Origin of the sequence: Fructobacillus tropaeoli (assembly GCF_001047135.2) — a bacterium.
GTDB lineage: Bacteria > Bacillota > Bacilli > Lactobacillales > Lactobacillaceae > Fructobacillus > Fructobacillus tropaeoli.
In genome coordinates, this window is the sequence record NZ_DF968080.1 from 29,852 (window position 1) to 56,062 (window position 26,211).

20 protein-coding genes are annotated in these 26,211 nt (G+C 47.0%); 3 read left to right on the forward strand and 17 right to left on the reverse strand.

Annotated elements, in window-relative coordinates:
• Positions 1-78: 78 nt before the first annotated feature.
• From addA to recX, 4 genes are all read right to left on the reverse strand, one after another.
• Positions 79-4,116, reverse strand: coding sequence for a helicase-exonuclease AddAB subunit AddA (gene addA / locus AOQ32_RS03060; protein WP_158531860.1), 4,038 nt, complete (start codon positions 4,114-4,116; stop codon positions 79-81).
• A complete protein-coding gene (locus tag AOQ32_RS03065) occupies positions 4,109-7,696 on the reverse strand; it encodes a PD-(D/E)XK nuclease family protein (RefSeq protein ID WP_059393542.1) in 3,588 nt (1,195 codons plus the stop codon). The genes addA and AOQ32_RS03065 overlap by 8 nt, the downstream gene beginning before the upstream one ends.
• Before the next feature lie 73 nt (positions 7,697-7,769).
• Positions 7,770-8,339, reverse strand: coding sequence for a nucleoside tri-diphosphate phosphatase (gene ntdP, locus AOQ32_RS03070; protein ID WP_047975116.1), 570 nt, complete (start codon positions 8,337-8,339; stop codon positions 7,770-7,772).
• A gap of 241 nt (positions 8,340-8,580) precedes the next feature.
• Positions 8,581-9,381, reverse strand: a complete 801-nt coding sequence (recX, locus tag AOQ32_RS03075; RefSeq protein ID WP_059393543.1) for a recombination regulator RecX — start codon at positions 9,379-9,381, stop codon at positions 8,581-8,583.
• A 217-nt stretch (positions 9,382-9,598) separates the two neighbouring features.
• Between recX and AOQ32_RS03080 the strand changes: the two genes are divergently transcribed.
• The gene (locus AOQ32_RS03080; RefSeq protein WP_059393544.1) at positions 9,599-10,558 is read left to right on the forward strand and encodes a Dyp-type peroxidase; all 960 of its coding nucleotides are present in this window, start codon (positions 9,599-9,601) and stop codon (positions 10,556-10,558) included.
• Positions 10,559-10,611: 53 nt separating this feature from the next.
• On the opposite strand, the gene holA is transcribed toward AOQ32_RS03080, so the two are convergent.
• From holA to AOQ32_RS03125, 9 genes are all read right to left on the reverse strand, one after another.
• Positions 10,612-11,610: a DNA polymerase III subunit delta gene (holA, locus tag AOQ32_RS03085; protein ID WP_059393545.1), complete on the reverse strand. Its 999-nt coding sequence runs from the start codon at positions 11,608-11,610 to the stop codon at positions 10,612-10,614.
• The gene (locus AOQ32_RS03090) at positions 11,579-13,915 is read right to left on the reverse strand and encodes a DNA internalization-related competence protein ComEC/Rec2 (protein ID WP_059393546.1); all 2,337 of its coding nucleotides are present in this window, start codon (positions 13,913-13,915) and stop codon (positions 11,579-11,581) included. The genes holA and AOQ32_RS03090 overlap by 32 nt, the downstream gene beginning before the upstream one ends.
• Positions 13,915-14,631 (reverse strand): helix-hairpin-helix domain-containing protein, encoded by a 717-nt coding sequence (locus tag AOQ32_RS03095; protein ID WP_059393547.1) that lies wholly within the window; start codon positions 14,629-14,631, stop codon positions 13,915-13,917. Before AOQ32_RS03095 ends, AOQ32_RS03090 begins: the two co-directional genes overlap by 1 nt.
• A 110-nt stretch (positions 14,632-14,741) precedes the next feature.
• Positions 14,742-15,218, reverse strand: a complete 477-nt coding sequence (coaD, locus tag AOQ32_RS03100) for a pantetheine-phosphate adenylyltransferase (RefSeq protein ID WP_059393548.1) — start codon at positions 15,216-15,218, stop codon at positions 14,742-14,744.
• A gap of 8 nt (positions 15,219-15,226) precedes the next feature.
• Entirely contained in the window at positions 15,227-15,793 is a 567-nt protein-coding gene (rsmD, locus tag AOQ32_RS03105) for a 16S rRNA (guanine(966)-N(2))-methyltransferase RsmD (protein WP_059393549.1), read from the reverse strand.
• Positions 15,793-16,299 (reverse strand): YlbG family protein, encoded by a 507-nt coding sequence (locus tag AOQ32_RS03110; protein WP_242976713.1) that lies wholly within the window; start codon positions 16,297-16,299, stop codon positions 15,793-15,795. Before AOQ32_RS03110 ends, rsmD begins: the two co-directional genes overlap by 1 nt.
• A gap of 10 nt (positions 16,300-16,309) precedes the next feature.
• A complete protein-coding gene (locus AOQ32_RS03115; RefSeq protein WP_059393550.1) occupies positions 16,310-17,494 on the reverse strand; it encodes an FtsW/RodA/SpoVE family cell cycle protein in 1,185 nt (394 codons plus the stop codon).
• Complete coding sequence (pepA, locus tag AOQ32_RS03120; RefSeq protein WP_059393551.1) at positions 17,494-18,567, reverse strand: glutamyl aminopeptidase; 1,074 nt, start codon at positions 18,565-18,567, stop codon at positions 17,494-17,496. The genes AOQ32_RS03115 and pepA overlap by 1 nt, the downstream gene beginning before the upstream one ends.
• Before the next feature lie 177 nt (positions 18,568-18,744).
• Positions 18,745-20,136: a collagen binding domain-containing protein gene (locus AOQ32_RS03125; RefSeq protein WP_059393552.1), complete on the reverse strand. Its 1,392-nt coding sequence runs from the start codon at positions 20,134-20,136 to the stop codon at positions 18,745-18,747.
• Between the two features lie 275 nt (positions 20,137-20,411).
• Between AOQ32_RS03125 and AOQ32_RS03130 the strand changes: the two genes are divergently transcribed.
• Together AOQ32_RS03130 and AOQ32_RS03135 are read left to right on the forward strand one after the other, a co-directional pair.
• Positions 20,412-20,933, forward strand: a complete 522-nt coding sequence (locus tag AOQ32_RS03130; RefSeq protein WP_059393553.1) for an HdeD family acid-resistance protein — start codon at positions 20,412-20,414, stop codon at positions 20,931-20,933.
• A gap of 262 nt (positions 20,934-21,195) precedes the next feature.
• Positions 21,196-22,503: an NCS2 family permease gene (locus AOQ32_RS03135; protein WP_059393554.1), complete on the forward strand. Its 1,308-nt coding sequence runs from the start codon at positions 21,196-21,198 to the stop codon at positions 22,501-22,503.
• Between the two features lie 70 nt (positions 22,504-22,573).
• Here AOQ32_RS03135 and recN read toward each other — a convergent pair whose 3' ends face one another.
• From recN to AOQ32_RS03155, 4 genes are read right to left on the reverse strand one after another with little or no spacing between them, the layout of a single operon-like run.
• Positions 22,574-24,256 (reverse strand): DNA repair protein RecN, encoded by a 1,683-nt coding sequence (recN, locus tag AOQ32_RS03140; protein ID WP_059393555.1) that lies wholly within the window; start codon positions 24,254-24,256, stop codon positions 22,574-22,576.
• Between the two features lie 25 nt (positions 24,257-24,281).
• A complete protein-coding gene (locus AOQ32_RS03145) occupies positions 24,282-25,112 on the reverse strand; it encodes a TlyA family RNA methyltransferase (protein WP_059393556.1) in 831 nt (276 codons plus the stop codon).
• Complete coding sequence (locus AOQ32_RS03150) at positions 25,113-25,991, reverse strand: polyprenyl synthetase family protein (protein ID WP_059393557.1); 879 nt, start codon at positions 25,989-25,991, stop codon at positions 25,113-25,115.
• Entirely contained in the window at positions 25,984-26,211 is a 228-nt protein-coding gene (locus AOQ32_RS03155; RefSeq protein ID WP_047975268.1) for an exodeoxyribonuclease VII small subunit, read from the reverse strand. The genes AOQ32_RS03150 and AOQ32_RS03155 overlap by 8 nt, the downstream gene beginning before the upstream one ends.

Genomic DNA, 26,211 nt, shown 5'->3' on the forward strand with positions numbered 1-26,211 from the left:
CAGACCTGACTTTTGGCCCTAACAAACAGTCGGCGAAACCCACCTGACTTGCCTGCCATTATACGCTGGCAAAGCCGATTACGAAAGTCCCGCCGGCCGACTAGCCGAAATTTCAAGCGTTCTATGACCAGCCAAAAGAATCAAAAGTCCATTTTGTACCTGGTAGCCCGGATATTCCTGCTGCAAAGCCGTCTGGTAGAGACGAATTTGCCCGGTATACTGGTGACGAATTTTGGCCAACCCCTCATTTTGCTTTGGTCCTGGCGTCTTCGCCACATAATCCGTCTTGTAATCAAAGAGCGTAATCGTTTTTTGCTGGTCATCAATAAAGTAACCGTCAATAATTCCGTGAATTAAAATTGGTTCCGTCTCGGTTAAATCAGGATAGACCTGGTTGGCGGGCACCAGCATTGAAAACGGATTTTCCCGGTGCAATGTCTTAGAATGGTGGGCAATCGTTTGCGCCATGTCTGTTTGTAAGAAATCTAAAATCTGGTCCAGGTCAACCAGGGTCGCCACTTGGTCCAAAACCTTTCCATCGGCCACCAAGCTAGCCAAGAGGTCTTCCAGGTCAGCCAACGTATACGGCTGATTAAAGTCAATCAACTGTAAAATCAGGTGAGTCGCCGTCCCAACAGCAGTTGGTGCCGGCTTGGCTTGACCGTCTTCCTCAAAGGCTGGTACCGGCAAGGTATCGGTCGTGAGCACATGAGCCGTCGGGTCCAGGACACGCTGGTCAGGACGGTGGCTGGCGCTAGCCTTGGTTGCTGGGTGAGCCGAGGAGTATGACTTGCCCTGACTGCTGTTATTGTTCGAGCCAGCACCGTCTTGAGCTTGTAGTCTACTATCAGCAGCCGGCTGGTGCGAATCTTCTCTACCTTCAGTTTCAACAGAATGACCCGACCACGACATTTGATGGCCAGCCTGGTCCAAGGTCAGTTTCGCCAATTGGCTTTGGTCCGGATCCTCAAAGAGACTCTTAATTTCAGATACCGATTGATAGGCAGCCGTTTGGGTCGCCGGCCAGTTTGGATATTGATAATTCAAGCGGGCACGCAGTCGGTCGGTGTCAATTGACTGCTTTGGCGTGACGGCGCCGGCCACTGGTTCTACAACTGGTGCTCCAGCTGATTTCACCGTCAAAGGGCCAACTTCCTCTTCTGGGATAATGGCGACTTGAATCACACCAGTCTGTGGCGTCTGAGTCGAGGGCACCCGCGGTGTCTGGACCTCGCCTAGCCACTCAGTCAGCGCCGGCACCTTCAATCGCGCCAGAGTAATCAACGTCCAATCCAAGTATGACTTAGACCGAAGACGCAAGTCGCGTCCCAAGAACTGGCCCGTCGTTGACCGCGCCTCAAGATAAAGCGCCCGTGGCCGAGCACTTTCATCCTCTTGCTTAGCAACGGTACCGACCAGATAGAGTTGCTGCTTGGCTCGGGTCAAGGCCACGTAGTAAAGGCGCATTTCTTCTGACCAAGCCTGCCGCTGCAAGGCTTCCTTGACGGCATACTTTGCCATCGTCGCGACCTTGACTTTAGCATTTGGCTCCAAGTAATCAACACCGACGCCGGCGTCCTTTTGCACTAAGAAGTCGCCCTGCATATCGCGGGCATTCAAATCTTTTTCCAACTCCGGCAAGATGACGATTGGAAATTCCAGCCCCTTGGAAGCGTGGATGGTCATCAAGGCCACGCTTTCCTCGGCTGATTCCTGGGCCACCTCGCCAACTTCCTGACCATTCTTCTGAATCTCTTCGATGTATTGGATAAAGGCGTAGAGCCCTGATTGACCATTTTCCTGAAAGGCACCGGCTTTCTCATACAGGGCATGCAAATTAGCCTGCCGCTGGTTGCCGCCAGGCAGGCCGCCAACATAATCCAGCCAACCCGTATCCTGGTAAATCGCCAAAACTAAGCCAACCAAATCATTTTGACGGGCCAACGATTGCCAGGCGCCAAGCATTTCTAAGAACCTTTGGCTACGGGCATGTTCCTTGGAATCCGCCACCACGGCGGTATAGAAATCATGACGACGATCGGCCAAGCGGATTTCCGCCAAATCATTTTCATCAAAGGCAAAAATCGGTGACCGCAAGACGGCGGCAAGCGGAATATCCTGATGGGGATTGTCGACAATTCGCAAGAGGTCAAGGACTAAGTACACTTCCATGACCTGGTAGTAGTTTCCGACCCCATCCGATTGGACCGGGATGCCGGCCTGATTGAGCGTTCGGAGCAATTCGACATAACCCGTCTTAGACCGGGTGAGAATCGCAATATCGGAAAACTTGATTGGACGCATCAGACCAGCCTTTTGATCGTAGACCTCTCCCTTTTGAATCAGCCCCTGAATTTTTTGTGCTAAGTAGCGGTACTGGCTTGCCCGCTTTTCGCTATTATCGGCTTCTGCCCCCGCCTGATTTTCACCACTTTCATCAGTCGCAAAGGCTGCCGTTTCCTTATCCGCCTGTTCGATAATATCGAGATGAAAGACCGCTGGCACCATCTCCGGATAGGACGCCGCCGCAATCAACTTGGCGGAATCCTGGTAAGGAATATCCCCCAGTTCCTCATCCATCAATTGGGTAAAAATCTGGTTAATCACCGTCGTCACGTTATTTTCTGACCGGAAATTTTCAGCCAATTCAATTCGTTCATCAGGGCTGTCCTCCCTGGCAAAGTCAAAGTACTTGCCGGTAAAGAGCGACGGGTCGGCCTGACGGAAACCGTAAATGCTCTGCTTGACATCCCCCACCATGTACATATTTTCGCCGTTTGATAGGCTTTTCAAAAAAGTTTCCTGGAGACGGTTAATATCCTGATATTCATCGACCAGAATTTCTTGAAATTGGCTTTGCACCAAATTCAACACGTCCTCCTGCTGCAAAATCAGCAAGGACAACTGCTCGGCATCCGAAAAGTCCAACAGGTTTTCTTCCCGCTTCTTGCCTGCGAAAGCATCCAAGAAAGCCTGCGTCACGGTAACCAGCGTGCCTACCAACTGGTTCCCGGCCGCATTGACCTGCTGCCACTGGTCCTCCGTCAAAGCAAAAATGGTTTGGTTCAAGTTGACGACCGCTCCAACCCGACCGGACTTGGCAAAGAAAGTGCTAAAGCCAGCCCGAGCGGCATCTAAGAGCGCCGCCAAATCCGGGTCTTCCTTAAAAACCTTGGCCGTCTTCGCCTGTGGGATTTTACCCCAGTCGGAGGCAATCAAACCCCGCAAGGTATCAAAAGATTGGTGGTCGGTTAGCGCCTGCTGGACTTGATGGACTTTTTCCAAAGTTTCCTGGACAAAGTTGGCCGTCTTGTTTAACTCACTAATCCCCTCGATATCTTGTAGAATGCCGGTGAAAACCTGGTCCGCCTGGTTAAAGGTGGCCAAAATTTTTGGTGCTAAAAACTTTTGAAAAAGATTCTGGTCAACTAGGGCTAGTGTAGTCATCAATTTTGAGTCTGTGTCAGTCGTGGAGGCTGGCGCTTGTTCAGCCAAATCACTGCTATCAACATCACCCGCCAACGAAGCCAACCATTCCGGACCATCAGGTCGCGCTAAGGCAAAGTCAGCCAGCTTTAAGACTTTTTCCTTCAGGTTTTGGTCCTGATTTGGATTAGCAAAGTTATTGACTAAGGCAAGAAAATCCTCATGGTCGGGATGATTTTGATCATAAAAGTCAGCAAAGACCGCCTCAATCACCCGGTCCTTTAGTAGGTTTAGTTCCGCCTGGTCGGCTAGCAACCGGTAACTAGGATCAAGGCCAATTTTATAGTAGTACGTATCAATTAGCTTCAGCGCAAAGGAGTCAATGGTCGAGACGTTCGCAACGGGCAAGAGTGCCAACTGGTCCAGCAAGAAGCGTTTTTGCTTGTCATCTGTCACCTGGCCAATTTGCTCCGTAATTGCCACTTCCAGCCGTTCCTTCATTTCTGCAGCAGCGGCGTTGGTAAAGGTCACGATTAAAAATTCATCGACACTGGCACCAGCTAAAATTTTACGGACCAAGCGTTCAATCAGGACCGTCGTTTTCCCAGAACCAGCCGAAGCCGCTACTAGAATATTATGACCGCTATGGCTAATCGCCTTTTTTTGATTTTCGGTGTACTGTCTAGCCATTTTCACCATCCTCTTCTGCTTGTAACTGTTTGATGACTTCTTTCTTTCGGCCGGTATACTTTGGCACCTGGTAACGGTCGCCTAAGACCTTGTCAAAGCGCATGATGTCCTTATAGGCGGAATATTGCAAAGCACTTTCAACTGGTCGAATTGGGAACTGCCCGGCCTGAATCTTTTCGGCCGCTTCCTGCAGTAGCTCCTGATTTTTCTTGGCCAAGAGGGCAAAATCAGCATCGGTAATCGTTTCCGACGTTGCCGTTGGTTGCCCATCCTTTGACATCGTTAGCTGGTAATAGCGCGCCTTTTCCTTTGGTGCCAGTCGTTCCAACTCATCTAGGTAATCGGGATTATCCAGGGCCAATCCCCGGTACTGAAAGCTCTGACTAGTGGCTTTACCAGCCAATAACTCATCCACGTCACCGCGGAATTTAGCCAGTGGAATCACTTCTTGCTGGATTGGGGCAAAGAAGGCTCCACCAACGCTTTGCACTCCCAACTGCTTGGCGTTTTCCTGAACAGCCTGCCAGTAGGTCAGCAACTGAAGTTGCAGGCCATTGGCCGCATCGCGATAACTAAAGCTTTTTCCGGAGGTCTTGTAATCAACTAGCGTGGCAAAGTCCCCCGCTGGGTCCTGCCGGTCTAACCGATCAATCTTCCCACGGACGATGACCTCCCGGTCACCCTCGCCCAAACTCAAGGCCATCAGGTCTCCCTGCGGAAAGCCAAAGAGGGTTTCAACCCGTTCTGGGGCAGACTGGTTCGTTTGAGCCGCCTGCGCTAGGTGTTTGAGCAATTCCTGGGCAACCTGGTCCAAATACTGGGCCACTGTCTTGCCTTGGCCGTCCTCATTTAATTCAGCAAATTGTGGTTCCTGGACCAACCGAGCCAATTCGTCTTGAACAACGGTCTTAATCTCTGCTGGCGTGAGGTCGCGAAGGGTTTCCTTCTTTTCAATCAGGTTACCAACCGCCTTTTCAAAGAGGTCATGATAAATAATTCCCGTCGAGGCGGCATCCAACTCGGCACTTGGCCGCTCCTGTAGGCGCAATCCGTACTTCAGGAAGTACTCATAGGGATTTCGATAGAAAGCTTCAATTTGTGAAATTGAGACCCGCAGTGGCCGCTGGAATAACTCCTTAGCCAAAGCAGGAGTCAAAATCCGGGCCTGATTTTGGTAGTGGCGGCTCGATAGCACTCGGTCCACCTGGCCGTCTAAGCCGGCATCCGCCAAAGCATCTCGGACCTCTTGAAAATCAGTTTCCTGACCAGCTAAGTCGGCCATTTTAGCCAATTGCGATAGCGTTGCCGCCGGCGTTCCCAAGTAATGCGCTGTTAAATCAGCCAAGTTTTTGGCCTGTCCTGCCACCGGTTGAACCGGTACCAAGAAGAAATTCAACAAGCGGCTGTAGTAAGACGACATCTCGTTTTGCTTGCCTTCCTGATTTAACAGTGGATAGGACAAAACAACCTTTGATGAAGCAGCCTGCAAAGCCCCGTAAAAGACCAAGTTTTCTTCAGCCATTTGGGCCGCAGCGGTTTGCCGCAAATAGCGTGGTGTGTCCTGCTCGGCCAATGCCGGCTGCACGAGCAGGCGGTCTTGGTCCGTCAAAACGGTCTTATTCTTAACCTGCGCTGGCAAGGCCGACCGGGTTCCCCCGATAAAGTACAAAACTCGGTACTTTTGGCTCTGTACGATTCCAGCTTCTGAAATGGTTAACTGGTCCAACTGGTTAGGGATACCCGTAAACTTACCTCCGGAAAACCCTGATTGCAGGGCCGCCAAAAAGACCTGGCGGTCAAAGTCTTGATCACCGGCCACTTGGACCACTTGGTCCAAAATATTAATAAAGAGCTGCCAAACTTCCATGACCTGTTGTGCCTTCACCAGGTCGCCAGCTTCCACCAGAGCATCCCGGTGGTTGATAATCGCCTTTTTAACCTGAAATTTGTCAAGGTAAGCCATCAAAAACCGGGCACCGTCGCTTAACGTTTTCGCTTGCTTTAACCCCTGGTTCATGGCATCAAGGGCTTCCACCACAAAACCCTTCAGAAGGTTCAGGTGGCGGTTAACCCGCTGATCTTGGTCAAAGCCAGGACGGTCTGGTTCACCGTTATCCTCAAACAGAATAAACTGCGTCTGCCGGTCATGCCATTTTCGTGCAGAAGGGCGGTGGCCGGCCAAGTAATTATCAAGGTAGGCCACGGTTTCAAAATAAATATTATCATTAATCAACTGGCCGTCTTGGTTAGGGCGTAAGAATCCAGTTTTCAAAATTGTCAGGATATTTTCCGGGTAAAAGGCCTGATTAGCAGGACCAAGCAGCTTCGTTACCAACTCCACCAAGGGATGGTTGCCCATCTTAATGTCATTATCCAAGAAATAAGCCAGGTCAAACTGGTTCATCACCGCCGGTAAGTGCTTACTATAAGGACCAAGGTCACGGGCTAAGACCAAGATGTCCCGTAGATGAAGGTCGGGTTGGTCCTGTAAATCCTGGCGAATCCGCCGAGCTACCTCTTCTAATTCCGTCACGGTATTATCCGCCACAAAGGCTTGTAAATCAGGTTCGACCTGTTGGCCTTTTGGCTCTTGGTAAGAACCTAATTTGGCCCAGGCCGGTAATAGAATTTCCTTTGTGGTTTTATTTTGTTGTTTTAAATCAGTAGCAGGCTCATTTTTGTCAGCCGGCGCACTAATGGTCTCGAACGGGTGATCTTGTCGGCCGTCCAAAACAGTAACATCAGTTTCCTTGTATCGGGCCCGTTTGATAATGGTTAAGGCCGTTGTCAACGGTTTAGCGTAAACATCCCCCGATTCAAAAGTGGTCAACTGGTCTTTGTCACCCAAGATAGCCAAGGTCAAATCAGTTTTTTCAATCAAAAAGTTCACGACCGACCATTCACCAGCCGTAAAGCCTGTAAACCCTTCAAGGTAGATGACAGTATTACTTAAGTCCAAGTTCTCGCTTTGCTCAACAAAATAAGGCAGGGCTTCTTGGGCCAACAAATAGCGTTCCGCCAAGGCCTCATTGAAGGCATCCGCTACGACTGCCAAATCCCGGAGCTTCTGACTTAAAGTCTTGGTCTGCAGGGGATTTTTTTGCCCACTTTCCTGAACCTGGTCCAAGATAGCCAACAAGTCCTGGGGGCTGATTTCTGCGCCGCGCAACTCAGCTAACTGACTAACCAAATTTTGTACAAAGCCTTTCTTAGCCTGCATTCGGGCAAAGGTTGGCAAGAGACTGGCATTTTCTTTTAAGATTTGGGAAACCAGCACAAAGAGGCCGGCCTCTCCCAACACAGGTGGCTGAACCTTTCCTTCGGCCTGCAAGAAACGCCAGGCTAACCGGGTCAACGAGTAAACCTGAACCTGTGATTGCGCAAAAACTTGGTCCGCCGAATAGCCCTGAGCCAGAGCCAACCGTTTTAAGACGTCGACTTCCGCATCAAACTTCACGTGATTAGGCACCACGTAGTAAATATCACGCCGGTCCTCATGGACCAGCTGGTTGTGAATTTGTTCAACCAGTTGTTGCCGGCTGTCTACTTCACCCGGTGTTAATAAAATCGTAACCGCCATGTCATCCCCTAGTCTTTTTTAGTTATGTTTATTATACAAAAAAAGAACACGTTTCCGTGTCCTTCTAACTTAGTCAACGACGATCTTTTAACCGCTGTTGCATCAAATATTGGTAACGAGAATACCAAACATCAACGTACCCCTGCGAAAAAGGTCCTTTTTCGTTATTAATCCAGTCAACCAAAATCTTAACGTGTGCCTTTAAAATTTGATCAACTTCTTTAGGGTAATGCCATTGTTTACTGTGGGCCGCATACTCATCCGCATCTAAGAGATGTTTTTCCCCATCCGGGAAAACCTTAACGTCCAAATCATAATCGATATACTTGAGCGCTTCTTTATCCAAAGTGTATGGTGAGGCTAAGTTACAGTAGTAAGATATCCCGTTATCGCGAATCATCGCGACGATGTTAAACCAGTACTTCTTATGGAAGTACAAGATAGCCGGTTCGCGAGTCACCCAGCGCCGACCGTTATCTTCTGTCACCAAAGTATGGTCGTTTAGACCAATAATGGCATTCTCACTGGTTTTCAACACCATCGTGTCACGCCAGGTTCGATGCAGCGAGCCGTCATGCTTATAGCTTTTGATCGTGATGACATCCCCTTCGCGCGGTCCGCGACTTGGCTTATCAACAATCATGCTCGTCCCACTTTTCTGACAAAAATTCCTTTTCAATTATACCATAATTTTAAAATCAGTTGGCTAATATGGTCAATTTTCTCTAGGAAGCGTGGTCAAAAAAGGATGCGGTTGCCTCGTGATGACACTTCAAATATCACTCGAAGGGTATGCAACTAGCCTAACATTTCACTTCAAAGATTTATTAAAACTTAGGACAGCTGGTTCTCCTCAAATCAATCAAAAGCACACAGCTGGCCAGTTATTCCTCGTCAAAATCAATTGTTTCTAAGGCCTGGTCAATGACCTCACCACGGTACCCCTTAGCATAGAGACCTTGTTTTACCTTATAAAATCGGTCTTTGGCAGCCAGACGCTGATGATGACGCGCAAGTTTTTCTGCCTGCTTGTTAGCATTCTCTTGCTCATCGTCTTCATCATTTGCGATATCTAGGTCATTGATGACCTGGCTGGCCAGGTCATAGGAAAAGCCCTTTTGCACCAAAGCTTGTGCGACCTTTTGTTGGCGAATCACCGTTGAATCCCGGCTATGAGTCCGCGCTAATTTTTCCGCCATTTTTGTGGCAACTAAGACCTGGTCATTTTCTGCAAAGCCTAAAATAGCAGTTTCGATGATTTCTTCTTGGACACCGGCCTGCTTCAAGTCCTGCGCAATCCCCCGAGGTCCCTTGGGATTAAAAACTTGTTTTGTGGCAACATAGTGTTTAGCATAAACAGCATCATCTAACAGGCCCTGCTGGCGCAAATGGTTGATGACTTGGTCAATAACCCCCTCTTCCACCTTCTTTTGCTTCAGGCGGTCTTTGACCTGGCGAACGGTGCGTAAGGCGGGGCTTAAATAGTTCAGCGCAATTTTGAGACCCTGATCAACCTTCTCCGCCTGCTTTAGTTCTTCAATCATGGCGTCATCAAGTTGGCGGCCTTTTAATAGACCAAACTTTGCCAAAACGTTTTCGGACAATCCAAAAGCAAAGTGCCCGTCCAATTCGATATTATAGCGGCCATCCCGCTTTTGTGTCGCAATTTTCGTAATTGTTTTCATAGGCCTATTTTACGAATTTTCAACTAAAAACGCCAGTTGTGTAAAACCAACTACCACCTACTTTAATATGAATAATAACAGCACAATGCCAAGTATTTTTAGCTGATTTTTTATTAGAAAATATTCAAATAAATTAGAATGAATCTTATTTATAGCATTTCAAGAAAAAGAGCGGTACAATGAAAAAAGTAAAATTAGGAAATGAGGAATTACGACAATGCCAATTAATCCGAAAGTCGCTCAAGATGTCTGGAAGGACATCGGACAAAGCGTTCAGTTTACCGTATTAAAATTTAAGGATCTGCCACAATCTGACCTGCATGATGCCATCGTTGATTTTGCGGACCGGTCACAAGCCATCATTCGTTCGCTACGAATTCGCGATGGTCAAAATGATGGTTCTCCTTCAACTTTGAAGGTTGCCATTGGTTTCTCTAACCACGCCTGGGAACTTCTTTTCCCAAAATCTGCTAAGCCAAAGGAACTTGAAACTTTTGCCGGCATGAAGGGGCCTAAGTATGGCATGCCCGCCACTGAAGGCGACATTTTCTTCCATATTCGTGCTAACAACCAGGCCATTGTCGTTGAAGCTCAAACCCAATTCATGAAGTTCTTAAAGGACTTTACCGAAGTTGTTGACTCAACTCAGGGCTTCCGCTACTTCGAAGGTCGTGCTATTATTGGCTTCATCGACGGCACCGAAGCACCCGCACCAGAAGATTCAGCCGACTACGCCCTGATTGGTGATGAGGATGCTGCTTTTGAAAATGGTTCATACGCCTTTGCACAAAAGTGGCGCCACAACATGGACTTCTGGAACAAAATGAAGACCGAGCACCAGGAAAAGGCTGTTGGTCGCGAAAAGTTTTCTGATTTGGAATTGGAAGACGACGAGAAGTATGAAAATGCCCATAACGTTGCTTCTAAGTATGAGCCAAATGGCGTTGAACAAAAAATTATTCGCATGAACGTGCCATACTCTGACCCTGCTACTGGAAACACCGGCACCTACTTCATGGGTTACGCCCGTCATTGGGAAGTCACCAAGGGCATGTTACAAAACATGGTTGATAAATCCGACTTCCTGTTGACCTTCTCTGAACTTTTGTCCGGTCAACTTTTCTTCATCCCATCCCGCGATACATTAGCACAAATTGCCGATGGCGACTTTGACTAAAAAATAGCAATAATAAATCAGGCCCAACACCACAATGGTGTCGGGCCTTTTTATTAGCGAAAATTAACCATAAAGTTTTCAAACAGGAAGAGTGGGTCAACCGTTTCGGACTTCATCTTAATTTCCATTTGTAAAATTTGCAAGAATCCGGCCCGTACCTGTCCCAACCGGTAGTGACGTAATGATTGTCGTGCCAGCTTTACCCGATAAGGATGAACTTTCAAAGCAGTTCCAACGGACTGATCTGTTCCATTCGAACCAGCCACCTGTAACAACAAGCGGAACTGGCCGAGCAAAAGGGCATTCAGCCGTAATGGCGCTTCGCCGTTTTTAACGAGGTCATGGTACAAATGTAAGGCCTCAGCTTTTTTCTGCTTCAAAACTAAATCAGCCAAATCAAAGGCTTGCGCCGTTGATTCCTTTGGAACCAAACCGGTTACCCCAGTCAAATCAATCGTTTTCGTTTGACTAGCATAAGCCAAGAGCTTGGGTAATTCAGCCAAGACCTTCGAGTAAGAGGCCTGGGTTCTCAGAAGTAACTCAGCCTCTGCTTCTTGGCTGATTTCTACCCGCCGCTGGTCTAAGAACTGGTGCAGGGCCTGGCGTGTCTGGCGTTCATCCAATGCCGGTAAGTCGAGAAGCTCTGCTTGACTCAAAACAGACTTGGTGACCTTCTTACGTTTGTCCAAAGAAGCCTCATTAGCAAACAAAACCAAGAGGTTTCCTGGCACTGGATGGTCCAATGCTTCTTGCAAAGCCTTTTCCTGATTAGCCGTTAACTTCGATCCGGTCGTTAAGAAGGTCGGATTTTCAACCAAAACTAAGCGGTGATCGCCGAAAAAAGGAGCACTCAAATAATCGTCCAGGATTGGGTCCAGGCCAACCTCGGCGAAATCATATGTCGACTGGTTCATTTCTTGCTCGGCCGGGTCAATAATCGACGCAAATAATCGGTGAGCTTTTTGAACTAAAGCGGGTTCGTTACCGGTCACCAGGTACAGGCTTGGCAACGCACCCTGATCAATTTGTTGTTTTACTGTTTGTAAGGTCATTGGTGCTTTTTACCTGGAAATGTCCTTTTTTGTAATTTTCATATACATATCTTAGCATACCTTGACGCCTCGTATCGTAGACAATCATTTTCTGCTTAGCAGCAACCTCTAGCACCTCCTGATTTGGGTGGCCGTAGCGATTTTTTCGACCAGCAGAAATCAGACCATAGGTCGGCTGCCACTCCGCCATCACCGCTGGATTTGTCGCTGTCTTAGACAAATGATGGCCAAACTTAACCAAATCTGGACGAAAATTTGGATACCTGGCCAAAACTTTTTTCTCCCCAGCTTGGTCCAAGTCACCAGCGGTAAACAAGACCAGGGGGCCAACCCGACCACCAAGAGCAATTGAGTCTTCATTTTCCCCAATACCAGGTTGAAACGGGTGTAAAACACGCAATGGCAAGTTAGCTGGTTGCACCCGGTCGGTCACCGAAACAACCTTTGCCTTTCCGAGGTAAGGCTGGATTTTTTTCAAAAATGCTGGTTGATTGGTCATCCCAGCTGGCAACAAAACTTGGTCAACTTGAAACGTTGTTAAAATCACTCGAGCATCGCCAAGATGGTCTTGGTCCTGGTGAGATAACGATAACGTATTAATTCGACTAATTCCATGCGCATGTAGGTAGGGCACAATCACCGACCGTGCCTGCCCTTCCTGATTTTTCGGCCAACTCTGTTTTTCATAGGGTTTGTTTTTAGTTGCTTCCTGGTCAGAAAAGCCTGATTTTTGAAAGGAAACCTTACCACCTGTATCAATTAAGGTGATTGTCTTATTGTATGGTTCACGAAGTAAAGCGGCATCGCCCTGACCAATATCAAAGGTTGTAAACTCGCCCGTTCTTGGAAAATGGACTAAAAAGAAACCAATTATCAAGGCGAGCAGCCACGTACCGACCCCCCACCGACGACCGGCCTTCTCGGCTCCCAATAAAAACCAGGGCGCAAACCCCAGTACTAATAAAATTGGCCAAGGCAGTGCGCCAATAACAATTTGTCCCGGCAGGTTGCCTAACCAATAGACAGATTGGTCAAACATCGTTACCAGCCAATTCGCTACCGTAGCCAAACCCGGCACCACCTGACCGAAAAATGCAACCAACACAACGGGTAAAATCACCAGCGAAAAGACTGGGATAGCAATCAAATTGGCAAAACTTTGCCAAATATTCCAGGTGTACTGCTGGGCCACGATTAGTGGAAAGGTCAAAACTGATAAAAAGAGGCCCTTTTGCCAAGTCGACCAATCTTCGGGTAAAAGTGCTAAGGCCAAGGTTAAGAAAAATGACAGCTGCCCACCCAGGGTCAATAAAATCTGTGGGTGAACAATCAAGGTCAACAATAACGACCATGACCAAATTTGAATCGAAGAAAACCGATGGTTAAATGCTTGTGCCAAAACCCTGCTTTCACCGGCAATAACAGCACGAACTAAAATTGGTGGGCAAGCCGTCAGCCAATAAAAGCTAATTAAGCAAAGCGCCATGATTGCCAAAGTGATCTCCTGGTAAAGGCCAATTAATCGCCCAATCCTACGGACGACAGCGAGTAAAAAAGCGACGTGGAAGCCTGATAACGAAAAGAGATGAATCAACCCTAATTCCTGAATTTTAGGGTTATCGTCATACAAAGTCTTATCCTTCGATCCCAATAGAAGTGCTAGCGCATAGTTGCCCACTGGATTGGGAAGCGCCTTCGCATAGTCCGACAAAGCCGCATGCCAATGGTGAAATTGAGCATTCATTCGGTCAAACCAACTAGCCGTATGGTTCGACCGCAAGTCCACTTCCTGCAAACGCACTTGGTGTGTGATTCTCTTGGTTTTAGCAAATTCTTTAAAATCAAATTGGTAAAAATTAGTGGCCGGCATAATCGGCGTCAAATCACCTCGGCCAGTTATTAAAGTGGGGCCAGCCGATGACCGCAATCGAGCCAAATCTTCCGGAGTCTTTACCTGGTAATAGTAATAAACGCGGTCACCTGAACTTTTTAAGCGACCAATGCCAGCAACGCGGCCATCAGTATTAATCGTCCGTTCGTCTGGATAGGCGAGTATTGTATAGAGCCGACCTTTTTCTTCAGGCAGATTTGCCTGACGGTCCAATGTTTTTTGGTCAACTAAAAAATACAACAAAAACGCCAGCGACAAGGCAAGCACGACAAACAAGTCCCTACCACGTGTCGTTAAAAAGGCAAGAAAACTAAAAAATAATGCCAAACAGATAGTCAACGAATTCGGCCGGTAAACCGCCAATGATAAGGCGCCCACCAGCCAGGCTGCCTTCAATGTTGCTTGCAGACCCATTAAACCGTCACCTGATTTTTTAATTGTTCAAAACGCTTGGGGCCAATCCCGCCGACTTCTTTCAAGTCCTCAACTGACTGAAAGCGGTGTTTTTCCTCCCGAAAAACCACAATTTGCTCCGCTTTTTTGGGGCCAATACCATCCAGTGCCTCCAACTCCTTGGCGCTAGCCGTGTTTAAATTAACGAGCGTTCCCCCGCCACTTCGTCCAGATCCTGAAGTTGCGCCTGATCGAGCGCCACCAACATTACCAGCGCCACTAGAAACGCCAACCGTTTGGTTAGGCCCCTCTTCGCCAACTTTTTCAATATAAAGCGCCTGACCATCCACCAATAATTGAGCTAAATTAATACGATTGCGATCGGCTTGATCTGTTAGGCCACCAGCCTGTTGAATTGCATCTTGGAGGCGACTACCCGTTGGTAGGTCGACCACTCCCTGGCGGTTAACCGCCCCCTTGAGATCAATCACCACTCGGCCACTAGCATCCGGCTTTCCCTTTGCACCCTTATCCGCTACCTTTTCCTGCTTTTCATTTAAGGCAGAGGATAGCCTCGGCACGGGGGCATCTTGTTTCGCTCCCTGCTCAGTACCCAGGGGGTTCAATCGCCAAAACACAATAATTGCCACTAGCAAACCTAGGCCAGCCACAACCCAATAACGCCAGTATTCAATCAAATGTTCCTTCATCCAAGTCAATAATTTTTTGTACGTCATCTGCTCAACCTCCTGGCAAATCAGACGAAGTGCAAACAAAAAGCCAACATACTTTTTGGTACGAATATCCCGATTTTTGGATACGTACCAACGATCTGTCGGCTATATTTTTATTGAAAATGTTTTTGTAAGGCGGTTACCACCACCGCTGGGACGAAAGCGTCGAGCTTGTCGGCACCAAATTTAGCAATTTCTTTGACCATCGATGATGAAACATTCTGATTTTCCGGTTTGGCCAAGAGCAAGACCGTTTCAACACCAGCCAAGACAGAATTGACTTCCGCAATATCGCGTTCGTACTCGAAATCCTTGGCATTCCGTAGACCACGGACCAAGTATTTCGCACCAATTTCGTTCATATAGTCAACGGTCAAGCCACCGACTTGTCCAACCTGAACATTTGGTAAATCAGCTACGGCTTCTTCCACCAACTCCAGTCGTTCGGCCGGTGTGAACAATCCTTTTTTATTCGTATTAATTCCCACAGCCACAACAACTTCATCAAAAATTTCAGAAGCGCGTTGAATAATATCCAAGTGGCCGTTGGTCAACGGGTCAAAAGACCCTGGAAAGACTGCTTTTTTCATTTTCCCACTCACTTTTCCTGTTGAGGTTCGTACCTATAAAGGCTCACTCGCGTAATGCCGTAGTCCTTTTGCTTCAATAAATTTAAGTTAGGACCTGGCTCCGGTAAATCAGCGACCTGGTCGGATTCAATCATGATAATGGCGTCCGTTGCTAGCAGTCCGCCCTCTTCCATTGCCGTTAAATCAGCCTTTAGCTTTTCCTTGGCATACGGTGGATCCAGCAAAATCAAATCAAAGGACCTCCCCTGACTAGATAAACGGGTTAGCGCAGCACTAGCAGGAACCTTCAAAATCGTAAAGGCCTCTTCAGCGTGGGTTTTTTCAATATTTTTTTCAATGACTGCAATGGCAGCCTTCTGTCGGTCGACTAAGACCGCCTGATCCATCCCCCGCGAAACCGCCTCGATACCCAGGCCACCCGTTCCAGCATACAAATCTAGAACCTGGCCACCATTGATATAAGGCATCAACATTGAAAAAATAGCTTCCTTAATTTTATCCGTTGTCGGCCGCGTTTCACGTCCCTTGACGGCATCCAAGCGAAGACCACCAAATCTTCCTGCAATCACACGCATTAGGACTTTCCTCCCTTTTCAGCCAGCACGTGGGCCTTATCATCAGTTTGCAAGTCTTGCTGTCCATCATCCTGGCGATTATTCTTTTTCGTCGGCTGATTTTGGCCCTGATCAGTTGGTTCTGCTAATTTCGCTTCAGATTGCCCTTTTCCTTGGCCAGTTTGCTTAGCTAATTTTACCCGGGACTGTCCCTTTAGATCAGCTGATTTTTCGTCAGACCGGTCCTTTTCAACATCTTCTTGTGCCTGATCGTAGGCCTCAAAGAAGACATCATCATGGACGTCATCCAAATCAGGATCAATATCTGGCCGAGGCGAAACCTTGACCGTCTTCACAAACCGGTACTGGTTCAGCTTATCAACTGTTTTTTCAACATCATCTTCATTCAGATAAAGTTCGACATAGCCCATTCTCTTAGAAATATAGCTAATATCACCGAATTTCTTTAATTGTTCAACGTGCTTCAAACCGCGTAAGAAAACATACACGGCTCGGCGTTCTTTCATGGTAAACATCTTAACGTTTTAATTCCCTTCGTGCCGCATAATCTTGCGGGTTTGGTTGGATTAGTTCCTTGTCCTTGGCCGAAACGTTCAGGGCAATTCCGATAGCTGCCGAGAAAAAGACGAAGGATGAACCACCACCTGAGATAAAGGGGAAAACAACCCCAGTAATTGGCAGCAAGCCCAAGACACCGCCCAAATTAACAAAGGACTGCATCAATAAAAGACTAGCCAGCCCGTACAAAAAGAGGCGGTTATACTGTCCCTTTTGCTTGATTCCTAAGTAGACCAAGCGACCAATTAACATCAACACCATCAACAAAACAAGGCAGATGGCCACGGCGCCTAATTCTTCTGCTGCAACAGCCATAATAAAATCAGTGTTTGATTCTGGCAGGTAAGGTTTCAGCAATGAATTTCCTAGTCCAACGCCAAACAAGCCACCATGCGAAATCGCGTAGTAAGAATACAATAGCTGCCGACTTTGATCAACATTATGCCAAGGATTGACGAAGTTCGTCAATCGTCTGATGGCGTAAGACGACGAGTTTCCTAAATGGAAAAAACCAATAATATCTGGTAAAAAGACCAAAACGATGAAGAACAAAAGCAACCAAAAGGCGCAAGCCCGAGATGACATCCCCGACGCCATCATCATCATTAATAAGATCGCCAGGGTGATAAACATGTTTCCCAAATCGGGCATCAAAAGGTTCATCGACAACATCACAGCAGGTAAAAAGAGTTTTTGCAACATACCCGGCGCTGTCCATTGACGAATTTGGCGCCTGAGGCCTGCTCGAGGTAACCAGGGCTTTTTATCGAACCAGTGGGCAAAATACAAAATCAGCACGATTTTTGATAGTTCAACCGGTTGTAAAGTCACCGGCCCCAGGTTAATCCACCCGTGAGCACCGTTAATGGCCGGCGCTAAGCGAGCGACAATCAGTAAACCGGTGGTCCCAACCATTAAAAAATTGAGCACACTTTGTGATCGCAAAATGGAGCGATTCAATCGGAAGGCAACAAAGGCAACCGTCCAACCAACAATCACAAAAATAGCCTGCTTTGAAAAGGACATAATGGGTGATAAATAAGCATTTTGGGTCGCCGAAAAGACCATCACAATCCCGATGGCCGATAGCACAGCATAAGGCACCGCAATCCAGTAATCCAAACGTTCCAGCTTCTTAAACATTACCGCTCCAAAATATCTTGATAAACGCTTTCATCCAAGGACTTCGCAATCGCTACTACAAGGGCCTGTGCCGCTTCAAAATCAGGAATTGACCAAACCGTTTCATGGGTATGAATGTAGCGGGATGCCACACCCAAGGCGACAGCAGGAAGTCCAAATTCTTGGCCTTGAACGCCACCAGCATCAGTGCCACCCTTTGAAACAAAGTATTGATAAGGAATGTGATTATCCTCTGCTGTTTGCAAAATGAATTCCTTTAGACGAGGTGATGTGACAACCGTTGGATCAAAGACGCGAATCAACGTTCCCTGGTCCATGACTCCCTGACGACCAACTGTGCCATCAACATCATTTGCTGCCGAAGAATCAACCGCAAAGAAAACATCTGGCTTCAATTGGTTAACAGCAGGCTTAGATCCGCGGAGACCGACTTCTTCTTGAACGTTTGCCCCAGCAATCAAAGTGTTTGGCGTTTCTACTCCTTGCAATTCTTCCAGAGCAGACAAAATCGTCACCACCCCAAAGCGGTTGTCGTAGGCCTTGGAAACTGCTCGATTAGGGTTAGCAAGACGGGCTGTCTTGGCTGCTGGCACAATAAAGTCCCCTGGACGAACACCAAAAGTCTGAGCCTGGTCAGCCGATTCAAAGCCAGCGTCAAAAAGAATATCATCAATGGTCAACTGGCTTTGACCACCGGTCTTACCACGCAACAGGTGTGGTGAAACAGAAGATGATACAACCGGATACTGCCCATCTTTTGTAAAGAGTGTAAAACGGTGGGCAGAAACGGTCATGGGATTCCAACCTCCCAAGGCAACCACTTGTAAGGCCCCCGTTGGCAAAATACCAGAAACCATGAAGCCAACTTCATCCATGTGAGCTGCAAACATCACACGGGGACCATTTGACTGCTGATTTTTCACACCAAAAACACCACCAAGGTTGTTTTGGTAAACTTCGTCAACTAAGGGCGTTAAGTCCTGTTTGAATGCTTGACGCACCTGATTTTCCTGCCCAGATGTCCCCTGCAATTCCGTATATTTGACGAGTTGTTCCCAAGTATGTTGATCCATAACGCCCTCCTCAAGGTTTTTAATATAAAAGTTACTTTATTATAGCCTAGTTGAGGGGGACTGGCAAAGTCTTCAGGCTCGTTGGAAAAGCTGACATCTACTTGGCAGATCACTTTTTCAAGGGCACTCAAAAATCCCCGATAAGAGCCTTATCGAGGATTCATACAATTAACAAAATTATGAACGCTTCTTATTCTTCAAAATCAGCGTAAAACCGACCAAAAGAACAGCAATGGCAGTCAAAATGAGAACTTGCCAGTGACTGGATACAAAGCGAGCAGTCTTTGGCAATGCAACCTCGGCAACCGGTTGCGCCGCAATTTCAGCTGGTGCAAAAGCAGGTACAGTTGTATTTGCTTTCGATTCGCTTGGTTGAGCTGTTGCTGCCGGTTGCGCCATTTTGACTACTGGAGTAGGAGCCACTGTTTTAGTGCTTGGTGTTGTACTTGGAGTACTTGGCTTTGACGGCGTGCTTGGCGTTGTACTTGGGGTACTTGGCTTTGACGGCGTGCTTGGCGTTGTACTTGGGGTACTTGGCTTTGACGGCGTACTTGGCGTTGTACTTGGGATGCTTGGCGTCGTACTTGGTCCAACAGAAGCATTACCACCACCATCAATCTTTTCAACCATCATGGTCTTAGATTGTGTTGATAAATTATCACCAGTCAAATTAACGGCATTGCCATACGAACTGGCCTGAGATCCAGATTTCAAACGGCTCTCGTACGTCAATACATAGGTTTGATTGATATCTCCAAAATCAATGTGGAACTTAGAATCAGAATCCATCGTTAACTTAGACAAGTCAACGGGCACCGCCTCGCCATCAGATGAGTCAATCGTCGAACCAAAGCTGTCCGGAACAAAGGTTGAGTTGCCATCCAACTGATCAACAACCACCGCGTTTTGAATGTTTTGCTTGCGATAGTTAATTCGGACTTTCCAATGTAGCAATGTTGGATCTTTCAAATCAAACCAACCAAATTTTGATAGAACTTCAGTTTTATCAGGCGCATTTCCCTGATTAATGTAAACATCGGTGCTAGCTCCGGGAATGATACTGTGGTCCAATTGCCAGTTAATCGTATTTTTCGTATTAAAGGAAATCTTAGACAAATCCCAGTTAGAGTTAATTTCGAAATAGCCAGATAAAGCACGGTTAACATCAGTGGCAGCACTATCACTGGTAAAATGGACCGTAATTTCTCGGGTATTTTTATCCAGATGAGCATTAGCAATCACATCACCATTTTGCTCATGAATTTGAAAATCAAGCGAATTCGGTACCTGAAAAACATCGGGAACCACTACCGTAATTGGTTGATCGACCGCAATACCAGCACCCTTAGGAATTGCGAAATTCCATCGAACCGTCAAATCATCATAAGGGTCAAAATTATCTGTTTGATGATTACTGGTTTTATAAACAGAAGCACTGGTAATGTAGGCCGAAGAAACATCTCCAGCGGAAACTTTCGACATTGCTGTCCCAGCTCCAATTCCTAGCATTAACAAGAAACTGGCAAAAAAGACTAGCAACGGCCGATTTTTAAAATCAATCGTTTTCATAGTTCTCCTCATTTCAGTTATCTCATGACTTATTTGTCATATAAGCAACAACAATCAACGATATTGTAACACTTTGACCTTAAATATGATACTTTCAATCCAAATAAGTTTGTTTTCGGAATTAAAAATTGATTTTAATATTTTATACTAAATACCCATTGTCATCATTTTTATCCTAGAACCAGCTTTTTTTACTAACAAACTTTTTCTGATTTCAAATACTACACAATAACGTTATAATAGTCATATAAGAAACAGAAAAAGAGGAGGAAATTATGTCGAGTCATTCATTGCGCTATTTTATGGGGATTGATGGTCTTCTAGCCATCGTCTTTGGTCTTTTGGTTGTGATTCTACCCACCGACACGGCAGCCATTGCCGCGGCTATCATTGGTGTCATGATGGTTGCTTCTGGTTTATTTAAGATTGTTCATGCCATCAAAAACACCGCACTAACTGGTTGGAACAGGACAGGTGCTAGCTTGCTGGGCTTTATTTATATTTTGGCTGGTTTAATCATCTTTATTAATATGCACATTGCCTCAGTTTCGCTCTTTATGGTTGTTGGTTTAATGGTAGGAATTGCCTGGTTGTTTGAGGGGGTTATCCAACTTTCGGTCGTTAGCCGTCTCGCTGATCACCAAGCTTGGCTAACCTTTTCAGCTGTCCTGCATATTGTTGCCGGCATTTTGTTGATGGCTAGTCCCCTCTTTGGTGGGGCCTTACTTTGGATGTGGTTAGGAGTTAGTCTTATCGTTCTTGGTGTCTACCGCCTCTTAATGTTTTTCCGTTTTTAAATCTTTTACTGCATCACCAGGTGCAATGAAAAATCAGCTTGGATTTCGCTTTAAAAAAGAAAGTGCCATATATAAGCGATGTGCTACATTTTCTGAGATTTAAATGATTATCATTAAAATTTAAAATTATAAAAAGTGAACAATTAGTTTTACTTTTATTTAATGTTCGTCTTTATTAAGGAATTTTGTGCATTTCACTCAGACAAAGCAAACATTTCTTGCTAAAATATTCAGGTAGGAAAAATATTATAAGGAGTCACTTATGTCCTTTCTCTCATCATACTTCCAGTTTGAAAAACTGGGCACTTCTTTTCGAAAAGAAGTCGTTGCCGGCTTGACTACTTTCGTAGCCATGTCATACATCTTGTTCTTGAATCCAACTGTCCTTGGTGACGCTGGCATGAACAAGGGGGCCGTCTTTACGGCCACTGCCTTGGCCTCTGGAATCGCCACAATCTTCATGGGTCTGGTTGCCCGTTACCCAATCGCGATTGCCCCAGGTTTGGGTGTCAACGCCTTCTTCGCCTATTCCGTTGTTATCGGTATGGGTGTCAAGTGGCAAACTGCAATGGCCGGTATCTTAGTTGCCGCCGTTATCTTTTTGCTCTTAACAATGTTTAAGATTCGTGAAAAAATCATCGATGCGATTCCTTCTGACTTAAAGATTGCTATCGCCGCTGGAATTGGCCTTTTCATCGCCTTCATTGGTTTGCACAACGCCGGTTTGGTTGTCGCAAACAAGGATACAATGGTTGCCATGGGCTCATTGACAAACGCCAACACACTCTTAGCTATTTTCGGAATCGTCTTGACTTTGGTTTTGTTGGCCGTGAACACACCAGCTGCCATCTTCGTTGGAATGATTGGCACAACAATCGTTGGCTTCATCTTCGGCTTGATTAAGATGCCAAGCTCAATCATCGGTTCTGTTCCTTCTTTGAAGCCAACCTTTGGAGAATCAATCAATTATCTTGGCCACATCGACACCTTCCAAATGTGGGTTGTCGTCTTGACCTTCTTGATTGTTACTTTCTTCGATACGGCTGGTACTTTGATTGGTTTGGCCGAACAAGCTGGCTTCATGGAAAACAACAAGATGCCTCGTGCCGGTAAGGCCTTGATGGCCGATGCCGTTGGAATGACTGCCGGAGCCGTTTTGGGAACTTCACCAACTTCAGCTTACGTTGAATCATCATCAGGAATCGCCGTTGGTGGCCGTTCTGGTTTGACTTCTGTTGTGACTGGTTTGCTCTTCTTCGCTGCCTTGATCTTCTCACCATTGTTGTCAGTGGTTACGGATGCCGTGACTGCCCCTGCCTTGGTGATTGTTGGAATCATGATGGCCAAAAACTTGCAGAAGATTAAGTGGGACGACTTGGCTGTTGCTGCCCCTGCCTTCTTGGTTGTTGTTGGTATGCCATTAACTTATTCAATCTCAGACGGTATCGCCCTTGGCTTTATCGTTTACCCAATCACAATGATTGCTACAAAGCGTGCAAAGGAAGTTAACTGGTTGATGTACCTCTTGGCCGTTATCTTCGTCTTGTTCTTGTACTCAACCCATAGCTAAATCAGCTTAATGATTACTACACAAAAAGCGTTGGAAATTTAAATTTCCAACGCTTTTTTAGTGTTTATTTTTATCCCTGTGCCTTTGCCCGCAAATCCTTGGCGTTTGCCAAAGCGGCATCGGTTACCTGATTGCCAGAAAGCATCATCGCAATCGCTTCATCACGCTGATTTTCTGGTAGGTCCTTAACCTGCGTCACCGTTCGATCATTTTGATTGAACTTCTCAATCAAGAAATGGTGGGTGGCCGCAGCAGCAACTTGAGGCAAGTGGGTAATGGCCATGACCTGGGTCTTCTCAGCAATGGTTTGCATCTTCTTGGCAATAGCGGAACCAACCCGACCGGAAACGCCAGTATCAATTTCGTCAAAGACAACCGTTGGTAGACCATGTTGGGCAATAAAAATTGTTTTCAAGGCCAACATCAATCGGGAGGCCTCCCCACCAGATGCGGCCTTTTCTAGGGGCTTAGTGCCCTCACCCTGGTTGGTTTGAACAAAGAAGGCAACCTTATCCGCCCCACTAGGCAAAAAGCCCGTCACGGGCGTAAATTGGACCTCAAAGTAGGCCTGTTCCATCAGCAAGTCCGCCAATTCGCGGTTAACCGCCTTCTCCAACTTCTTAGCCACCTTTTGTCGGCTTTTTGTCAGCGCTTGGGCAGCAGCCACAATCTTCCCCTTGATGGTTTCTTTTTCCTTCGTCAGTGATTCCAAATCGAAGGAACCGCCGTCCAAGTCGGCCAATTCACGATCAACCTTTTGCTGGAAGGCTAAAATTTCATCAACGGAGTCGCCGTACTTTCGCTTCAGGTTATGAATCACCTGCAAGCGGTCGTCGATTTCAACGAGGGCTCCTTCGTCAAATGTCAAATCAGAAACCGCCTCGTCTAAATCGCGACCTGCGTCCTGAGCGGCGTAATAGGCCTCCGACAACGATTGAGTCAAGTTTTCAAAGTCTGAGTCATAAGCAGCGGCCTGGGTCATCGCTTGATGAGCGGCAGCCAAAAGATCGATCGCGCCGCCATCCAATCCTGGATTCAAGGCCTGCTGCGCCTGGTCCAAAGCATCCGCAATCTTTTTATGATTTGCTAGCTTGCTCCGATCAGCCAACAGCTGGTCTTCTTCTCCTGGCTGTAAATTGGCCTCCTTCAGCTCCTCTTGCTGAAAGGAAAGCAGGTCCAGTCGCTGGTTAATATCCTGCCGCCGATTTTTCAATTGATCAATCTGGCGGGTAATATCACGGTAGCGGTAAAAAAGCTGCTGATACTCGTTCTTAGCCTGGCTTAAATCAGCCTCGGCAAACTGGTCCAACAAGTCTAAATGGTGGTCCTGATTTAACAGCAAGGAGGTATCATGCTGGCCCTGAATTTCAACCAGCTGCGACCCGAATTCGGACAGCACCTTGAGGGGCACGATTACGCCGTTAATGCGGACGATTGACCGGCCCTTGTGGTTAAACTCGCGGTAAATAACCACCTGATCATCACTAAGTTCAATTCCAGCAGCACTCAATTGTTCCCGCAAGCCGGCAGCTCGGTCACCCACAAGGGAAAAAACAGCCTGCAAAACAGCCTTGTCGGCTCCCTTACGAATCATTTCCGTACTGGCCCGTCCACCGGTGACCATGGCCAAAGCATCAATAATGATTGATTTTCCGGCACCAGTCTCACCTGTTAAAACGGTTAATTGGTCGTCAAATGACAAGTCCACTTGGTCAATAATCGCAAAATTTTGTATGGTTAATTGTTCAAGCATCCTGCATCCTTTCTACCAGTCAGTTTTAGTTGCCAGCCTGGTCTAACTGACCGTGTGCCGCATCAACCACTTCGTCAATTGCGACACTTGGATCAATTTGGGCCTCATCAGACCGCTTAAGCCAGGCCAAAAATTCAATATTTCCCTGCCCACCCTTAATTGGTGAGTAGGTTAAGCCAGCCACGGTAAAACCATTTTCCACCATCATTGGCAAAGTTGCAGCCAAGACCTGGCGATGAACAGCCGGGTCTTTGATGATGCCGTGCTTACCAACAGCTTCCCGACCCGCCTCAAATTGAGGCTTGATCAATGCTGCTACTTCCCCGCCCTGGGCAATAATGTCCTTTAAGGTTGGTAAAATCAGCGACAGTGAGATAAAGGAAACATCAATGGTTGCCCGAGTTGGCTGGCCTTCCATAAAGTCGGCCAACTTGGCATAGCGGAAATTAGTGTTTTCCATCACCGTCACGCGGTCATCAATCCGCAGTTTCCAGGCTAACTGGTTGGTCCCAACATCCAATGCATAGACGTGGGCAGCACCATTTTGCAGTGACACATCCGTAAAGCCACCCGTGGAAGAACCGATGTCTAAGACAATCTGGTCGGCCATGGCTAGGCCAAAGGTTTCGATGGCCTTTACCAATTTATAACCGCCACGCGAGACAAAGGGCAGTGGTTCACCCTTAAAGTGTAATTCAGTTGTGACAGGAATTTTTTCACCAGCCTTATCCAGACGCTGCTCATTTTCGCCAAGAATTTGCCCGGCCATAATGGCTCGCTTTGCCTGTTCTCGAGAGGTAAAGAGTCCCTGTTGGACGAGTAAGACGTCCACACGTTCTTTTGCTACTGCCACGATTTACGCTCCAATTTTAGCCAAAAGGCTCGTTAATAATTCTGAATCAAAGTTTTTATTTTCCTGGGTCAAATCAGCAAGAGCCTGATTTGCCCGCTTCGTCAACTGCACAACCAAGTCATGCGCCTGGTCTAATCCAACCAAGTGAACCAATGAGACAACGCCTTCTTCTTGATCTTGGTCATAGTCATCCAAGTCATCTTGGATTTGGAAGAGCAGGCCAAAAGCACCGGCAAAATCAGCCAAACGGTCTAAGTCTTTATCTGCAAGGTTGGCATAATGGCCACCAATCAAAGCAGCCGCCTGCAACAAATCAGCCGTCTTCTTTTGGTAGACCTGGTCTAAAACGGCCGCGAGCGCCACCTGGTCCTCATTGATATCATGATTTTGCATGTCTAAGACCTGCCCCAAAACCATGCCATTGGCACCGGCCTTTTCGGCCAACGTTGCGACCATGGCGACCTTTTGCTCGGCATTAACGCCCGTCAAAGCAGCCAAGAGAGAAAAGGCGCCCGCCTGCAGTGCATCCCCAACCAAAACAGCACTCGCTGGGCCATAAAGCGCATGGACAGATAACTGTCCCCGACGGTAAGCATCGTTATCCATTTCCGGCAAGTCATCGTGGACCAAGGAATAGGCATGAACCCATTCGAGAGCCGTAGCGGCTTGAATGGCATCGGCCGTGATTTCTTGACCAAAGGAATCAACAACGGCCAAAGCTAACAGCGGCCGCAGGCGCTTGCCAGGCGTTAGGAGCGCATAGGTCAGCATCTGCCCCCAGTCACTAGAGGACTGATTAGAGACCTGCTGAGCCACCTCGGCTTTTAAAGCCGCGTTAACTTGTGGCTGATATTTTTCTGAAAAATCGTTAAATTTAGTCATTGTTGGTTAATTCCAAATCCGTCAAATTGCCATCATCATCCATGACCTTAGCCAAGGTTTTTTCGGCATCCTGCAAGGTCTTCTGCAAATCCTTAGCTAGTGCGACCCCCGTCTGAAAGTCCGTTAAAGCCGTTTCCAAGGGACGGTCGCCCTTTTCCAAAGCCGACACGATGACTTCGAGTTGTTTTAACTTGTCTTCAAATGATACTTTTTCAGCCAT